This is a genomic window from Microbacterium aurantiacum (assembly GCF_040532595.1).
GTDB classification, from domain to species: Bacteria; Actinomycetota; Actinomycetes; order Actinomycetales; family Microbacteriaceae; genus Microbacterium; species Microbacterium chocolatum_B.
In genome coordinates, this window is the sequence record NZ_JBEVYX010000001.1 from 1,861,704 (window position 1) to 1,876,483 (window position 14,780).

Here is a 14,780-nt window from a genome sequence, read left to right on the forward strand (position 1 = left end):
CGAAAGTGAACACCGCCGATGGTCGATCTCGCCGACGATCCGACGCGCCTCCCCGACGCCGACAGCCCCTCCCCGGCCGTCGCCGCGTTCGAGGACGACGCCCCGCCCGCTGCACCCGCAGAACCGCCGAGACGGCGCCGACGGCAGTGGGGAACCGAGCGGCCTCGCCCGCCGCTGCCCGCCGTCCACGGCCGCCCGTCGACCGCCAAGCTCATCTGGGGGCAGGTGGCGATCTGGGTGACGGTGTCGGTCTGGGCCCTGTACATGCTCACGGTCGCCGTGACCCTCCTGTTCGCGGGAGCTTTCGACTCCACCTGGCGCGTCATCGAAGCGGTCTCCTACCTGCTCGTCATCAGCGTGCTGACGTTCTCGGCCCTCATGTACCTCGTCGCGCGACAGGGAGCGTACGAGCGCTTCGCCCGCCACCGTCGTGCCGACCGGGCGGAGCTCGATCGGCACTTCTCCCTCAGCCATGGCCCCCTCACGGTGCTGGTTCCCTCCTACGCCGAAGAGCCGGGAGTGATCCGCACGACGCTGTGGTCGGCGGCCCTGCAGGAGTATCCCTCGATGCGGGTGGTCCTCCTCATCGACGACGCCCCCGACCCGTCCGATCCGGCCGTGGCGGCCAAACTCGACGAGACCCGTCGCATCGGACCCGAGATCACGCGGGCGCTCGCCGGCCCCGCCGCCGAGTTCCGGGAGGCGCTCGAGCGGTGCGAGACCGAGATCGCGGCATCCGGACAGGCGGACGAAGACCTGCTCGTCCGGCTCGTGGACGCCTACACCGCCGCTGTCGACTGGCTGCGCGCCCTCGCGGCGACGCACGCACGCGAAGATCACGTGGACGACTTCTTCGTCGACGAGGTGGTCCTCGGCCTCGCCGACGACCTCGACGCCACGGCCGGCGCGGTCATGACCGCTCTCGACGAGGGGGCGAGCGTCCCCGCCGAGCGGGTGCGCGAACTGTTCCGGCGCCTGGTGTGGATCTTCTCCGCCGAAGTGACCTCCTTCGAGCGCAAGCGCTACGCATCGCTGTCGCACGAGGCGAACAAGGCGATGAACCTCAACTCCTACATCGGCCTGCTCGGCGGGCGTTTCGCCGAGCAGCAGACCGAGCTCGGTCTGCTGCTGCGTCCGGTGACGACCGCCGCCGAGGCCGACCTCGACGTGCCCTATTCGGATTTCGTCCTCACCCTCGACGCCGACTCGGTTCTGCTGCGCGACTACTGCCTGCGCCTGGTGCACTTCCTCGAGCAGCCCGAGAACGCCAAGGTCGCCGTGACCCAGACGCCGTACTCCTCGTTCCGCGGGGCGCCGACGCGGGTCGAGCGGCTGTCGGGTGCGACGACCGACGTGCAGCACATCCTCCATCAGGGGATGACGGCGCACAACGCCACCTTCTGGGTGGGCGCCAACGCGGTGATCCGCATGGAGGCGCTCGACGACATCCTCGAGATCGACACCGTCGACGGGTTCGAGGTCCGCCGCTACGTGCAGGACCGCACCGTGATCGAGGACACCGAGTCCAGCGTCGATCTCGGCGAGCACGGCTGGACGCTCGTGAACTACCCCGAGCGGTTGAGCTACTCGGCCACGCCGCCCGACTTCGGCACACTGGTCGTCCAGCGACGCCGCTGGGCGAACGGCGGCCTGCTGATCCTGCCGAAGTTCTGGCGGCAGATGCGCGCGCACCGTCTCGCCCACAAGCCGATGGCGATCGGCGAGATCGCCCTGCGTGCCAATTACATGGCGTCCATCGCGTGGGCGAGCTTCGGTCTGGTCTTCCTCCTCGCCTATCCCTATGACAGCCGCCTGGTCAGCCCTCTCGTGCTCATCGGCGCCCTGCCGTACTTCCTGGCCATGGCCAGCGACCTGCACTACTGCGGGTACAAGCGCACCGACATCTTCCGCATCTACGGGTTCAACCTGATCCTCCTGCCCGTGAACATCGCTGGTGTGCTGAAGTCCATCCAGCAGGGTCTCACCGGCAAGAAGATCCCGTTTGCGCGGACGCCGAAGGTCAAGGACCGCACCGCCACGCAGCTCCTGTACGTCGTCGCTCCGTACGCGATCGTCGGGTTCTCGCTCTTCGTCGCGTGGCGCAGCTGGACGGACGGGGCGTGGGGGACTCTCGCCTTCTCCGCATTCAACGCCTTCTGCGGTGGGTGGGCGATCCTGGCGAACATCGGCATCCGGAACTCCGTCGTGGACACCTGGATCGGGCTGACCGACTGGATGTGGGTGGATGCCGCGCCCGCGGGTGCCGGCGCGACCGACAGCGAGGACGAGGGCCCGGATTGGCGCACGGTGCTCCGGCAGGGCCACCCGGCACCGGGGGTGCGCTCGTGAGCGCGGCATCGCGGGGACGCCACGCGGGCAAGCGGCTGTCGCCCTGGAGGGTGGGTACGGCGGTCGCCGTGGTCGCGGCCGTGGTTGCGGCACCCTTCGTCGTGGGCGCCGTCCTCGGACGCCAGGCGTCGGCGGAGACGACGGTGGCGGGGCCCCGGTGGTTCGGCGGCTACTTCGACGTGCCGGCGGCCGCGGTCTCGGACACCCCGGTCGTCGCGGAGGACGCCGCGATCGTGCTCGCCTTCGTCGTCGCCGAGGCCGCGGACGTGTGCGAGCCGTCCTGGGGGACCTTCTACAGTCTCGACGCGGCCGAGCGCGAGCTCGATCTCGACCGTCGGGTGGCGCGCCTGCGCCAGGGTGGCGCCGATGTCGTGGTGTCCTTCGGCGGCGCCATCAATACCGAGCTCGCGAGCGCCTGCGAGACGTCCGGGGAGGTCGCCGCCGCCTACCGCGACGTCATCGACCGCTACGGGGTCGGGACCATCGACCTGGATCTGGAGTACGCCAACCTCAGCGACGAGGCCGCCGGCTACCGCCGCGCCGCCGCGGTCGCGCAGCTGCAGCGCGAGCACGAGCGTGCCGGGGAGCCGCTGGAAGTCTGGCTGACCCTGCCGGTGGCGATGGACGGCCTCACCGAGGAAGGCCTCACGGTGGTGCGCCAGATGCTGGCGTCCGGAGTGGACCTCACCGGGGTGAACATCATGACGATGAACTACAACACCGACCTCGGGGACCGCTCGATGGGCCAGGTCGCCATCGATGCGGCCACCGCGACCCGCGCCCAGCTGACGACCCTCTACGACCGGATGGACGTCGAGCTCCCGCCCGAGGGGGCGTGGGCGATCCTCGGGGTCACCCCGATGATCGGTCAGAACGACATCGCCGGCGAGGTGTTCACCCTGCGCGACGCCGAGCTGCTGCACGCGTTCGCCGCCGAGCGGGCACTCGGACGCATGTCGATGTGGTCGCTCAACCGCGACCGCACCTGCGGCCCGAACTACCCGGACGTCCAGATCGTCTCGGACTCGTGCAGCGGCATCGACCAGCAGGGGGAGTCGTTCGCCGGCATCCTGTCCGAAGGGTTCGACGGCATGCCGGCCACCCCGGCGGCTCCGACGACGGCGCCGACCCCCGTGCCGGACGATCCGGAGACCAGCCCGTACCCGATCTGGTCGCCGGACGTGTCGTACTCCAGCGGTGTGCGGGTGGTGTGGCACGGCAACGTCTACAGCGCCAAATGGTGGACGCTCGGCGGCGCGGAGCCCGACGATCCCACACTCGCCGGCGACGAGACCCCGTGGACGCTCGTCGGCCCGGTGATGCCCAACGATCTGCCCTACGCGCCGCCCACCGTGCCGGAGGGGACCTACCCCGCGTGGGAGCCGGAGCAGATCTACACCGCCGGAGACCGGGTCCGGTTCGAGGGCACGCCCTACGTGGCGAAGTGGTGGACGCAGGGGGACGACCCTTCAACCGGCCTCACCGATCACGACCGCTCGCCATGGCGCGTGCTCGCACCGGCGCCCACGGCCACCCCGACCCCGACCGCCACCCCGTGACGACGCCGAGGCCCGGCATCCTGTGACGGATGCCGGGCCTCGGCGTCTTTCTGCGACGGGTGTCAGTCGAGCGCCGGGTACAGCGTCGGCGACGTGCGGTGGCCGGTGGCCTGCTCGTAGTCGAACGCGAAGCCGAGGAGCGTGCCCTCGGAGAAGTCGCGACCGAGGAACTCGATGTTGGCTCCGCCTCCGGGGATCGGCTCGCCGTCGACGGCCTGACCCATCGGCACGGTGACCGCGGGGAGTCCGGTGTTCGGGCTCAGGCGCATGTTCGTCCCGATCGTGCCGTAGGGGTTCCCCGTCGGGTAGACGAGGGCGTCCAGCCCTTCGGCCTCCATCATCGCGGTGACGATCTGCTTGCCGCGCGCCAGCTGCAGGGTGTGGGTGCCCTCCGGTCCCGCCCATGCCTCGTAGGCCTCGGCGGTGACGCGGGAGCGCGAGACGTAGGTGGCGTTGTTCGGGTTGCTCGCGGTGATGCCGCGGTTGGGGATGATGTTCGGCGACTCACTGATCTGCGCGAGGCTCCGCGCCGTCACGGCCGGGTTGAGGTAGGCGTCGATGTAGATCTGCAGGTCGTGGTTGAACTCCGGGCCCGAACCGCTGCCCTCGGCGAGGATCGCCGCCCAGCCCTCGGGGGTGGCGACCTCCACGACCTCGGCGCCCTGCGCACGCAGGTCGGCGAGGGCGGCGTTGAACAGGCGCACCGTGCTGGCGTTGGAGCCGATCATCGCCGGGACGTAGCCGATCTTCGTCCCCTCGAGTGCCGTGGCCGACAGCTCGGAGGTGTACGACGCGGGCACGAGCCCGCTCTGGCGGGCGGTGACCGGGTCGCCGTCGTCGATGCCGACGACGGCGTCGAGGGCGACGGCGGCGTCCACGACCGATCGGGCCATGGGACCACCGGTGTCCTGCGACAGCGCGAGCGGCACGATGCCGTCCCGGCTGGCCAGACCCACGGTCGGGCGGACGCCGACGAGCTGGTTGTAGTTGGACGGGATGCGGATCGACCCGCCGGTGTCGGTGCCGAAGCCGAGGGCGGCCAGGTTCGCCGCGATCGACGCGCCGGTGCCGCCGGAGGAGCCGCCGGCGTTGCGCGCGGTGTTGTACGGGCTCGACACGTCCAGCGTCGATCCCGCCGCCTGTCCCGCGCTGAAGGTGGAGGAGAGGTTGACGGCGAACTCGTCCATGCTCGCCTTGGCCAGGATGACCGCGCCGCCCGCGCGAAGACCTTCGACCATGAACGCGTCGGTGGTCGTCTGGTTGCCGTCCCAGCATCCGCAGCCGGCGGTGGTGGGCATGTCGAGGGTGTTGTAGTTGTCTTTCAGTGCGACCGGGATGCCGAGCAGCATGCTCGTCAGGCCCGACGCGGCGCGCTCGGCGTCGGCGGCGGCCGCGGCGGCGAGGGCCGGTGCGGATCCGACCGTCACGATCGAGTTCAGCGCCCGCTGCCCCTCGCCCTGTGCGACGCGGTCGTAGGCGGCGATGCGGTCGATGTAGGCCTGGGTGATCTCGACCGAGGTGGTGACCCCGGCGTTCATCGCCGCCTGCATCTCGATCACCGACGCCTCGACGAGCTCGAACGGCCCGTCGTCGTAGATGATGCGCTGCGACGCCGCGGCGAGGTCGGCGACCGTGATGACGCCGTCGGAGTCGAGGTCGACCTTCGACACCGCCGCCCATCCGGCATCCGTCGACGTCGTGCCGAAGGCGGAGGCGATGACGTCGAGATCGGCCGCGGTGACCTGGTGGTCGCCGGTGAGGTCGAGCTCGGTGTAGTAGGGCATCAGGAACGGAGCGGATGCCGCCTCGTCGGCGACGGCGGCGGCGGGGAGCGTCACCGCGCCGGCCGTCAGGGTGCCGGCGATCGCGATGGTCGCGAGCGCGCGGGTGGTGGGGGTCTTCACCGCGGGGGTCCTCCGGGTCGTGGGGGCGGATGCGAGAGAGGTCGAGGAAGCGGAGCGCGCGTTCATCGGGTCACCGTCCGACGGCGGAGGACGATCACGACGCCGGCGGCGACGAGGGCCGCCGCCAGGACTCCGGCGACGATCCAGGTCGTCGCATCCTGACCGGTCACCGCGAGCGGGGGACCGGCGGTGCCGGGGGCGGGGGTGGCCTCGTCGGTCGGTGCGACCGGCGTCGTGGTCGCCGAGGCGGTCGGCGTCGGCGACGGGCTCGGCGGCTCGGGTGCGGCGGTCAGTTCGGTGGTGGCGGACACGACCGCGCCCTCGGGGAGGCCGATCGCGGCACCGGAGGCGCTCAGGAACGTCGCGTCGGTCACGGTGATCGCGGCGGCTCCGCCGCCGAGGGCGGTGAAGGAGAAGGACACCAGCTCCTGCGCGCCGGTCAGGCCCGGCGAGGTGCCGAGGCGCGTGTGGGTGAAGGTGACGGTGCCGGCGTCATCGTCGACGGCGTCGAAGCCACCGTCGGGGAAGGTGCTCGCGCCGTCGACGAAGGCGAGGAGCGACGGGTCGTAGGCGATCGCGACCTCGTAGGCGAAGACGTCCGTGGCGGCGTCGACGGCGAGGACGATCTCGACCGTGTCGCCCTCGTCCGCCGCGGCCGGTGCGGTGAGGGTCACCGCACCGATGGTGGGCGGGGCCTCGGCCGCGACCGCGGCGGGAGCCAGGACGAGGGAGCCGCCGAGGAGGGCGGAGGCGGCGGCGAGCGCCGCGACGGCGCGTGAGCGTCGTCGGAGCGGACGCCGTGCGGGGGTGTTCTCGGGCATGCGGGAGCGAGTCCTTCCGGATGGGGGGATGCACCGGGGTTCGGGATGCCGCCCACCCTGGCACCACCGGATTTCCCGGTGGTTGCCCGATGTTGCGCGCCGGTGTCGCGAGGTGAGACGGCCCGGGCCCCGGCGCGTCGATGGCTGTGGCCGGGCCCGCGTGTCGCTTACCCTGGAGGGGAGGGTGTCCCCAGCATCCTCACCTCCCCGTCGCCGAACGGCTTGCTTCGGGTGCGAGCCTCGGCATCTTACAGACGGGTGTGCGGTCCGCGGTCTCCCCACCGCGGGCCGCACCACTTTCCGCGCGTGGGCGGCCCCTCTCGCGCGGACCGCAGATGGGGGAGTGCGGAAGCGCGAGAGGGGCCTGAACCCGACCGCGGTCGGGGCACGATGCACACGGCCTGGGCTGCGGGCTGGGAACGCAGCGCGTGCGGGCGGATCTGCCCCACACCGTACTGAGGTGCGCGCCGTGCTGCCATCGCCGCACGCGAGATTTCACGTCCCGGAAACACGGCGTCCTCGAGGGGACGCGGTGCGCGGCTAGGCTCGGCGGGATGCCGCACCGCTCGAGACTGCCCGCCCTCGTGCTGCTGGCCTATGCCGCCGTGCTGGCGGCGATCGCCTTCTGGCCGGTGCCGGTGGACAGTGGTGCCGGGCCCCTTCTGCGGGCGATCACGCGGCTGGTCCCGCTGATGACCTACGACCGCATCGAGTTCGTCGCCAACATCGCCCTCTTCGTCCCGTTCGGTGTCCTCGTCGCGCTCCTCGTGCGGCAGACGTGGCTGGTGCTCCCGCTCGGGTTCCTCACGACGCTGACGATCGAGATCGCGCAGGCGCTGCTGTTGGACCGGCGGACGCCGAGCCTGCTGGACATCATCGCGAACATGGCCGGGGCGTGCGTCGGCGTGCTCGTCGTGGTCTTCGTCCGCTGGCTGCAGAGCGAGCATCAGCATCCGGTGCCGGTCACGGCGATGCCGCTGCGACCGCCTGTTCCGGCATCCCGTCGCTGAACGGCAGGCTCAGAGGCTGTCGCGGCGGCGGCGCACGACCGCCACGACGCCGAGGGCGGCGCCGGCGACGAGGAGGAGGCCCCCGCCGATCCAGAGGCCGGTCATCGTCGCGCTGTCGAAGCCCGTCACCGGGAGGCTCCCGTCCGGGTTCGTGACCGAGACCGCGGAGGTGCCGCCGGCAGACGTCGACGAGAACGCGGCGATGTTGTAGGTGCCGCGTGCGTCGGCGGGGAAGCTGATGCGGACGCCGGCGAGCGAGCCGTCGGCGGCCGAGACGGCGTCGCCGCTCGCGGTGGAGACGGTGCGGATCATGCCGATGACGGCGTCGGAACCGTTCTCGCCGGTGACGGTGATGGTCACCGGCTCGTTCGCGGAGAACGTGGCGGGGTCGCACGCGAAGAGCGTCGTGCCGCCCGGAGTGGCCGTGGCGGGCGTCGCGGTGCACGACCCCGACGGCGGGTAGATGGTCGAGGCGTGAGCTGCGGCGGGCACGCTCAGAGCCGCGACGGCAGCGATCGTCGAGGCGGCGAAGAACGTGGGGAGTCGTCTCATGGCTCGCCAAGTCTAAGCGGGAGGTATGACCGTCCCGTGTCGACGGGATGAGAGAACGGTCACGATCGCGTCAGGACGCGGCGCTTCCGCAGGCCGCGGTCGGGACGGCGTCCGTCGTCACCCCGGGTGTCTGGACGACCTCCAGCACGGAGGCCGAGGGCTCGGCGGTGTCGGCGCGGACGACCGCGGTGGCGCTCTCGCCGGGGGCCAGGTCGACCGAGAAGGTCAGGACCCGGCGGCCGTCGTGAATGCCGCCGCCGAAGCCGCTGCCGTCGCTCATCGTCGCCTCGGCGAGGGTGAATCCCGTGGGCAGGTACAGGTATCCGACCGTGCGGGCCACCCCCGGGGGCACACCGAAGCTCCCCCCGCCGGTGATGTAGTTCGGGAGAGCCGCGGCATCCGCGGGGGCGTCGTTGCGGACGGTCACGGTGAGCTCCGCCTGACCGGTGACCCCGCGCGGGCCGGTCGTGCAGGCGGCCCAGGAGACCACGGTGTCGGCCCCGGCGTAGTAGGTCATCTTCGACCCCGTGCCGTCGTTGAGGTACACCCCGAACCGCGCGACATCGGCATCCGTTCGGGGGAGGGTGCCGGCGAGGGTGGTGTCGGCGAGGAGGGTCTGGTCTTCCTCGTGGCCGCTCCACAGCAGGAGCCTGCGCTCGTCGCCGGCGCGGGCGAGCGCGCCCACCAGGTCGGCGGGGGCGAATCCGCCGGAGGAGACGGCGTCGAAGACGGATGCCGCGGCGAGCGCGAAGAAGTCGTCCTGATCGGACGGGTTCTCGTAGCGGAGGTAGACCTCGTTGAGGAGGAGGGGGACGGCGTTCTCGCTGGTGAGCACGTCGCCGGTGGGCAGCTCCACCGGGCCGGTGGCCTCGAGGAGGTACGACAGGGCGACGGGATCCATCGCGATCACCCCGTCGACCCGCTGGCCGTCGTGCTCGCGCGCCCACATCTCCTGGGCCAGCTGCGCCGCGAGCGGGAAGTCGGGCAGCTGCGTGACGTTCTGGATCCACCGGCCGGGGCGCTCGCCGTAGATCCCCTGCACCTCGGGCCCGAGGGGGAGCACGGAGGTGTCGTAGGTCGGGAAATCTCCGGAGGACTCCTGCGCCGTGAGCGACATCCGTCCGTCGTCGGTGGAGAGAAGGGCCACCGCCCCCGGGATCCCGCCGAGGGAGCGCCATTCGGCGTTGTTCTGGAACAGGATGAGATAGTTGCGCGGGCCGTCTGCGCCGAGCATGCCCGGAATCAAGGCGGTGGCGCGCGCGAGGGCGCCCGCGCCGACCTGCACCTCGTCGAGGAGATCGGACACCTCGTCGACGGCGTCGCGGAGCGGTGTCAGCAGGGCGGGGCGGTCGAGGCCGTCGAGGGCGGCGGCGGCATTGCGCACTCCGGCGGCTCCCGCAGCGGCCGGTTCCTCGAGCGCGGTGAACGCGGCGAGGTCGACGCGCCCATCGACGGGGGCGAGGGAGTCCACCGAGAACGACGCGGCGACGTCGACCAGAGGGGCCAGTGCCGAGCCGGCGACCTCGTCGAGCGAGGCGGCGACCGTCGAGACGGCGCGCAGCTGCGGCCCGATCCACGCGACGCCCTCGGCGGCACGCCAGACCGGGTCGCTCGTGAGACCGTGCGCGGCGGCCGTCTCCGTCGAGATCGTCGCGATCGCATCGGCGGCGGTGGCCGGGTCCGAGAGGGACTCGCGTGCGGCGACCGCCGCGGTCTGCGCGTCGCGCAGATGGCCGTACGCGAGGGCGCCGCGGATGCCGATCCACGCCGCGGCGAGGACCGTGAGGCCCACGAGCACGGCCAGGACGATCACGAACACGCGTCCGGCGACGCGCGCCGGGCGGGGGAGTGCGGGGGTCGTCACGAGCCCAGCCTACGGAACCGTCAGGGGCGACCCATCCCGGTGTAGGTGAAGCCGGCGGCCCGCCAGGCGGCGGCATCCAGGCAGTTGCGTCCGTCGACGATCACGCGGCCCGACACCAGGGAGGCCGCGTGGGCGGGGTCGAGCTCGCGTCGGTACTCGTCCCATTCGGTGACGACGATGACGGCATCCGCGTCGCGCAGCGCCTCGTCGAGATCGGTGACGTAGGTCAGCTGCGGGTGGATGCGGCGGGCGTTCTCGATCGCCTCGGGGTCGGTGACGACGACGTCGGCGCCGAGCCCCTTGAGGCGGACGGCGACGTCGAGGGCGGGGGAGTCGCGGATGTCGTCGCTGTGCGGCTTGAACGCCGCGCCGAGGACGGCGATCTTCCGCTCGAACACCTGCCCGTCGAGGGCGTCCACGACGAGCTCGACGGCCCGGTCGCGGCGGCGGAGGTTGATCGCGTCGACCTCGCGGAGGAACGCGACCGACTCGCCCCGGCCGAGCTCTTCGGCGCGGGCCGAGAAGGCGCGGATGTCCTTGGGCAGGCAGCCGCCGCCGAAGCCGATGCCGGCGCCGAGGAAGCGGCGTCCGATGCGGGCGTCGTGCCCGATCGCGTCGGCGAGCGTGGTGACGTCGGCGCCGGTGACCTCGGCGATCTCGGCCATGGCGTTGATGAAGCTGATCTTCGTGGCGAGGAACGCGTTGGCGGCGACCTTCACGAGCTCCGCGGTGGCGAGGTCGGTCACGATGAACGGCGTGTTCTTGGCCACCGAGGGGTGGTAGACCTCGCGGAGGACGTCGGCGGCGCGCTCGCCGGCCGCGCCGTCGGGGACTCCGGCGACGAGCCGATCGGGGTCGATGGTGTCCTGGACGGCCCAGCCCTCACGGAGGAACTCGGGGTTCCACACCAGGGTCGCACCCGTCGGGGCGACCTTCTCGGTGAGGGCGGCGGCGGTGCCGACGGGGACCGTCGACTTGCCCGCGACGATGTCGCCCTCGGCGAGGAAGGGGACGAGCGCCTCGACGGCCGCGTTGACATAGGTGAGGTCGGCGGCGTAGCCATCCTTCTGCTGCGGCGTGCCGACGCCGACGAAGTGCACCGCGGCGCCGCGGGCCTCCGCCATGTCGGTGGTGAAGCGGAGCTTCCCCGAGGCGATGCCCTCGGTGAGGATGTCCTGCAGCCCGGGCTCGAAGAACGGGGCCTCGCCCTTCGAGAGCGCGGCGATCTTGCGCTCGTCCACGTCGATACCGACCACGTCGTGACCGATGGAGGCCATGGCCGCCGCGTGGACGGCGCCGAGGTAACCGCATCCGATGACAGAAAGTCGCACGTGATCTCCTGGGGTGAGGGTGAGGGTGCAGGGGAGGCCGATGGGCCGGGACAAGCCTTACATCTCTACCAGACGCGCGTGACACGGACGTTTCGCGCGATCGTCACGCGAATCGTCGGCCGTCGCATAATGGATCACGGGGGAGTGCGTCTTGTGAGCGTGGGGATTTCAGACGAGACGGGTGCGGTCGGCGCCTCGGACCCGCCGGATGCGGAGCTGATCGCGGCGGTGCGCGCCGGTGACGACGCCGCGTACGGGCGCCTGTGGGCCCGCCATCACCGCGCGGCGCGGGCGGCGGCGGTCGCGGTGACCGCGACGTTCGACCCCGACGACCTCGTCCAGGAGGCCTTCGCCTCCATCCTGTCGGCGCTGCGCCGCGGCAAGGGTCCGCAGGGCGCGTTCCGGCCGTACCTGCTGGCGTCGGTGCGCAACATCGCCGCCTCCTGGGGGCGAGGACATCGCGAGGACCCCCACGACGCGTTCGACGAGGAGCCCGACCCGCGGGAGAGCGACGGGGAGGACGATCGGGAGCTCGACCGGGGCTTCACCGGAGCGGCGTTCGCGTCGCTCCCCGCGCGCTGGCAGGAAGTGCTCTGGTACGGAGAAGTGGAGCAGCGGAAGAACACCGAGGTGGCGCGGATCCTCGGCATGACCCCCAATGCGACCGCTCAGCTCGCCTCGCGTGCGCGCGAGGGTCTCCGTCAGGCGTGGGTGCAGGCGCATCTGCGCGGTCTCGCGGATCACTCGGAGTGCCGCGCGACCGTCGCCGCCCTCGGCGCCTACACACGCGGACGGGGATCGCGCCCCGAGCGGAAACGCATCGAGGTGCATCTGGCGGGCTGCGCGCGCTGCGTCATCGTCGCCGAGGAGGCGAGGGACGTCTCCGGGCGGTTGCGGGCTGTGCTCCTGCCCCTGGTCCTCGGCGCGGCGGGCGCGGCATCGTACGGAGCCTGGTCGCACGGCGGCGGGGCGGCGTCGGCGGCCGAGGCCGCGGCGGCGGGGCTGCCGGTGAGCGCGGATCCGGCGTCCGGCGGGGCGGCATCCGCGGGAGGGGCGTCCGCGAGCGGGTCCTCGGCGGGTGGGGCGGCGGCCGCCACGATGGCCGGGACCGCGTCCGCCGGGGTGTGGGTCGGTGTCGCCGCGGCCGTGGGCATCGTGGCGATCGCCGTCGCGGCGGCGGCGGTCTCGCTCGCCCCGGCGGACGCCGACTCGGCGCCGCCGGCGGACGCGCTGTCGGTCTCGACGGAGGAGACGGATGCCGAGAGCGGTACCGTCCCCGTCCCCGTCCCCGCGCCGGTCGCGCCGTCTGCGCCGGTGGCACCGCCGGAGCTCGCGGCGGAGCCCGCCGTCGATCCCCCGCCCGCGGCCTCGCCGTCGGCGCCGCCGACGGCGCCGGTCGCGCCGACTGTGTCACTCCCTCCCGCGCCCCCGACGTCGCCGAGCCCCGCGCCGTCGTCGGCGCCCCCGGGCCGGCCCTCACCGCAGCCGGTGCCCGCACCCTCGGAGTCCGCGCCGGAGCCGACGCCCGCACCCACCGAGCCCGCGCCGGAGCCCGTCCCCCTCCTTCCCGAAGGAATCCCGACGATCGGGGTGGGCACCGCGCGATGGACCGACGGGGGCCTGGTCGTCGACCTCGGCCTCGAGGGGGCTCCGGATGCGGAGGTCTCCGTGCGCATCGGCGACCGCGACCCGGTGCGGACCATCCTCGACGCGGAGGGGCATGGCCGGCTCGACGTGCCTGTGCGGGCCCGGGATCTCCTCGAGAACACGGTCGTCCGATTCGCCTACGTCGCGGGGATCGGGGAATCGACGACCGAGGGTCCCCTGGGCGAGATGCGTCTGTGGGCCCTTCTCCGTCAGGCGCCGGCCGACATCACGAACGGGTAACGACGCGTCACCGTCGTGCCGGAGCTTCGTCTTCTGAGGTGTGGGGATGCCGTGGGGAGCGGCATCCCCACCTCTGGGGGGTCCGGCGCCCGGCGCCCGGCTAGCACGCCCCCCGGTGGGGGACAAGCCACCTCCGAGAGGTGGCACCTGGGTCCAGAGTGGGCGTATGGCACGTACTTCCTTCCCTGTCCGTCGCACGCTCGCCGTCGCGCTCGCCGCCACCGCCCTCGCGTTGACGTCCTGCTCCCCGCCCGAGCCCGTCGATCCCGTGGGCCCGGCACCGTCGGCGGAGGGCGCGCCGCCCGCAGAGTCGACCCCGTCGGCATCCGCTCCGACGGATGGTTCGGATGCGGACGGCGATGCGGTCGCGCAGTACGAGGCGGCGCGCACCGCGGTCGATCTCGCCGAGCGCACCGCCGGGGGGATGGCCTTCGAGCTGGACGACGAAGACGGCGGCAACTGGGAGGTCCGCGTCGCGGTCGAGAACGAGGAGTTCGAGGTCATCGTCGATGCCGCCGGCTCCGAAGTCCTCCGCAGCGAACGGGATGACTCGCTCGACGGCGAGGATGCCGGGCGCCTGAACGGTGTCCAGATCAGTCTTTCGGAGGCGATCGGGATCGCCGTGTCGGAGTACACCGGCAGCGCGCGCCTCGACGACGCCGACCTCACGACCGAGGGCGACACCGTCGCGTGGGAGATCGGCTTCGCCGACGACGTGGAGATCTACCTCGACGTCCTCGACGGCCGGGTCATCCGCGTCGACTGACGGCCAGCGCCCGGTCGGTCACGGACCGCCATCCGTCGAGAACGCGGGAGATCCAGACCTTAAGGGCCGGTCTGAGGGCCGCCGGCATCGGTATCTCCTGCGCCTTTCACCCCGCTGTCGGTGTCACGGCAGCGGCGAGCACGGCAGCGACGGTGACGTCGATGGCCAGGGCGAACCCCGCCGATGCACGCGAATCGTCGTCCTGGGGCGCCAGCGCATAGAGCTCGGGATTCTCGTCGGGGTCGGCCCGCCACAGCGGCACCGGCGAACCCGCGTCCACGGCCGAACCGAGGACCACCGCGTCGATCATGGCAGCGAAGGCCATCCGGCGGTCGACCGGGATGCCGATGTCGCGGAGGATCTCGAACAGGACCTCGTAGATCACCAGGGTGAGGGCATCCTGCACGGGCGCGGAGACCAGGATGATCACGACTCCGGGTGCCGTCGCGAGGGCGGCGCGCACGTCGCGCATCCACGTGCGGAGACGGACCTCCGGTGACCGCGTGACGTCACGCAGGGCCGACACGTCGATGCGCGCGTAGAGCTCCTCCCGCATCCGGTGAACGATCTCCAGGCGCCCGCCAGGGAGGTGATGGTAGAGCGAGGAGGGATTCACCTTCAGCGCCCGGGCGATGCCGGGAATCGTGAAGTCGCCCTTCTCCTCGACGAGCGCGAGCGCCGCGCGGGCGATCGCGCTCGTCGAGAGGATGTTCTGCGAGGGGCGGGGCATCCGTGTC

General features: G+C 72.3%; 11 protein-coding genes. 5 read left to right on the forward strand and 6 right to left on the reverse strand.

From position 1 onward, the window contains the following. Positions 1-18 precede the first annotated feature (18 nt). Positions 19-2,349: a glycosyltransferase family 2 protein gene (locus ABXJ56_RS08835; RefSeq protein ID WP_353999293.1), complete on the forward strand. Its 2,331-nt coding sequence runs from the start codon at positions 19-21 to the stop codon at positions 2,347-2,349. Then, on the forward strand, positions 2,346-3,908 hold the full coding sequence (locus ABXJ56_RS08840; RefSeq protein ID WP_353999294.1) for a chitinase: 1,563 nt from the start codon (positions 2,346-2,348) through the stop codon (positions 3,906-3,908). The genes ABXJ56_RS08835 and ABXJ56_RS08840 overlap by 4 nt, the downstream gene beginning before the upstream one ends. A gap of 62 nt (positions 3,909-3,970) precedes the next feature. On the opposite strand, the gene ABXJ56_RS08845 is transcribed toward ABXJ56_RS08840, so the two are convergent. Next, on the reverse strand, positions 3,971-5,878 hold the full coding sequence (locus tag ABXJ56_RS08845) for an amidase family protein (RefSeq protein WP_353999295.1): 1,908 nt from the start codon (positions 5,876-5,878) through the stop codon (positions 3,971-3,973). Beyond that, positions 5,875-6,633: a cohesin domain-containing protein gene (locus tag ABXJ56_RS08850; RefSeq protein WP_353999296.1), complete on the reverse strand. Its 759-nt coding sequence runs from the start codon at positions 6,631-6,633 to the stop codon at positions 5,875-5,877. Before ABXJ56_RS08850 ends, ABXJ56_RS08845 begins: the two co-directional genes overlap by 4 nt. A 554-nt stretch (positions 6,634-7,187) precedes the next feature. On the opposite strand from ABXJ56_RS08850, the gene ABXJ56_RS08855 reads away from it, so the two are divergent. Further along, positions 7,188-7,643 (forward strand): VanZ family protein, encoded by a 456-nt coding sequence (locus ABXJ56_RS08855; RefSeq protein WP_353999297.1) that lies wholly within the window; start codon positions 7,188-7,190, stop codon positions 7,641-7,643. Between the two features lie 9 nt (positions 7,644-7,652). On the opposite strand, the gene ABXJ56_RS08860 is transcribed toward ABXJ56_RS08855, so the two are convergent. The 3 genes from ABXJ56_RS08860 to ABXJ56_RS08870 all read right to left on the reverse strand — a co-directional run bounded on the left by ABXJ56_RS08860 (position 7,653) and on the right by ABXJ56_RS08870 (position 11,390). Beyond that, complete coding sequence (locus ABXJ56_RS08860) at positions 7,653-8,195, reverse strand: cell wall protein (protein WP_353999298.1); 543 nt, start codon at positions 8,193-8,195, stop codon at positions 7,653-7,655. A gap of 70 nt (positions 8,196-8,265) precedes the next feature. Then, entirely contained in the window at positions 8,266-10,059 is a 1,794-nt protein-coding gene (locus ABXJ56_RS08865; protein WP_353999299.1) for a DUF4012 domain-containing protein, read from the reverse strand. A 20-nt stretch (positions 10,060-10,079) separates the two neighbouring features. After that, positions 10,080-11,390 (reverse strand): UDP-glucose dehydrogenase family protein, encoded by a 1,311-nt coding sequence (locus ABXJ56_RS08870; protein ID WP_353999300.1) that lies wholly within the window; start codon positions 11,388-11,390, stop codon positions 10,080-10,082. A gap of 159 nt (positions 11,391-11,549) precedes the next feature. Between ABXJ56_RS08870 and ABXJ56_RS08875 the strand changes: the two genes are divergently transcribed. After that, positions 11,550-13,277 carry a sigma-70 family RNA polymerase sigma factor gene (locus ABXJ56_RS08875; protein ID WP_353999301.1) on the forward strand — a complete coding sequence of 576 codons (1,728 nt, stop codon included), beginning with the start codon at positions 11,550-11,552 and terminating at the stop codon, positions 13,275-13,277. A 166-nt stretch (positions 13,278-13,443) separates the two neighbouring features. Further along, positions 13,444-14,043, forward strand: a complete 600-nt coding sequence (locus ABXJ56_RS08880; protein WP_353999302.1) for a hypothetical protein — start codon at positions 13,444-13,446, stop codon at positions 14,041-14,043. Positions 14,044-14,149: 106 nt separating this feature from the next. Here ABXJ56_RS08880 and ABXJ56_RS08885 read toward each other — a convergent pair whose 3' ends face one another. Next, positions 14,150-14,773 carry a TetR/AcrR family transcriptional regulator gene (locus ABXJ56_RS08885; protein WP_353999303.1) on the reverse strand — a complete coding sequence of 208 codons (624 nt, stop codon included), beginning with the start codon at positions 14,771-14,773 and terminating at the stop codon, positions 14,150-14,152. Between the last annotated feature and the right edge of the window lie 7 nt (positions 14,774-14,780).

Excerpts from the sequence above, each read along its gene's own strand:
- ABXJ56_RS08835 (WP_353999293.1), top strand. The coding sequence starts at position 19 with ATGGTCGATCTCGCCGACGATCCGACGCGCCTCCCCGACGCCGACAGC.
- ABXJ56_RS08845 (WP_353999295.1), bottom strand. The coding sequence starts at position 5,878 with ATGAACGCGCGCTCCGCTTCCTCGACCTCTCTCGCATCCGCCCCCACG.
- ABXJ56_RS08850 (WP_353999296.1), bottom strand. The coding sequence starts at position 6,633 with ATGCCCGAGAACACCCCCGCACGGCGTCCGCTCCGACGACGCTCACGC.
- ABXJ56_RS08855 (WP_353999297.1), top strand. The coding sequence starts at position 7,188 with ATGCCGCACCGCTCGAGACTGCCCGCCCTCGTGCTGCTGGCCTATGCC.
- ABXJ56_RS08860 (WP_353999298.1), bottom strand. The coding sequence starts at position 8,195 with ATGAGACGACTCCCCACGTTCTTCGCCGCCTCGACGATCGCTGCCGTC.
- ABXJ56_RS08880 (WP_353999302.1), top strand. The coding sequence starts at position 13,444 with ATGGCACGTACTTCCTTCCCTGTCCGTCGCACGCTCGCCGTCGCGCTC.
- ABXJ56_RS08885 (WP_353999303.1), bottom strand. The coding sequence starts at position 14,773 with ATGCCCCGCCCCTCGCAGAACATCCTCTCGACGAGCGCGATCGCCCGC.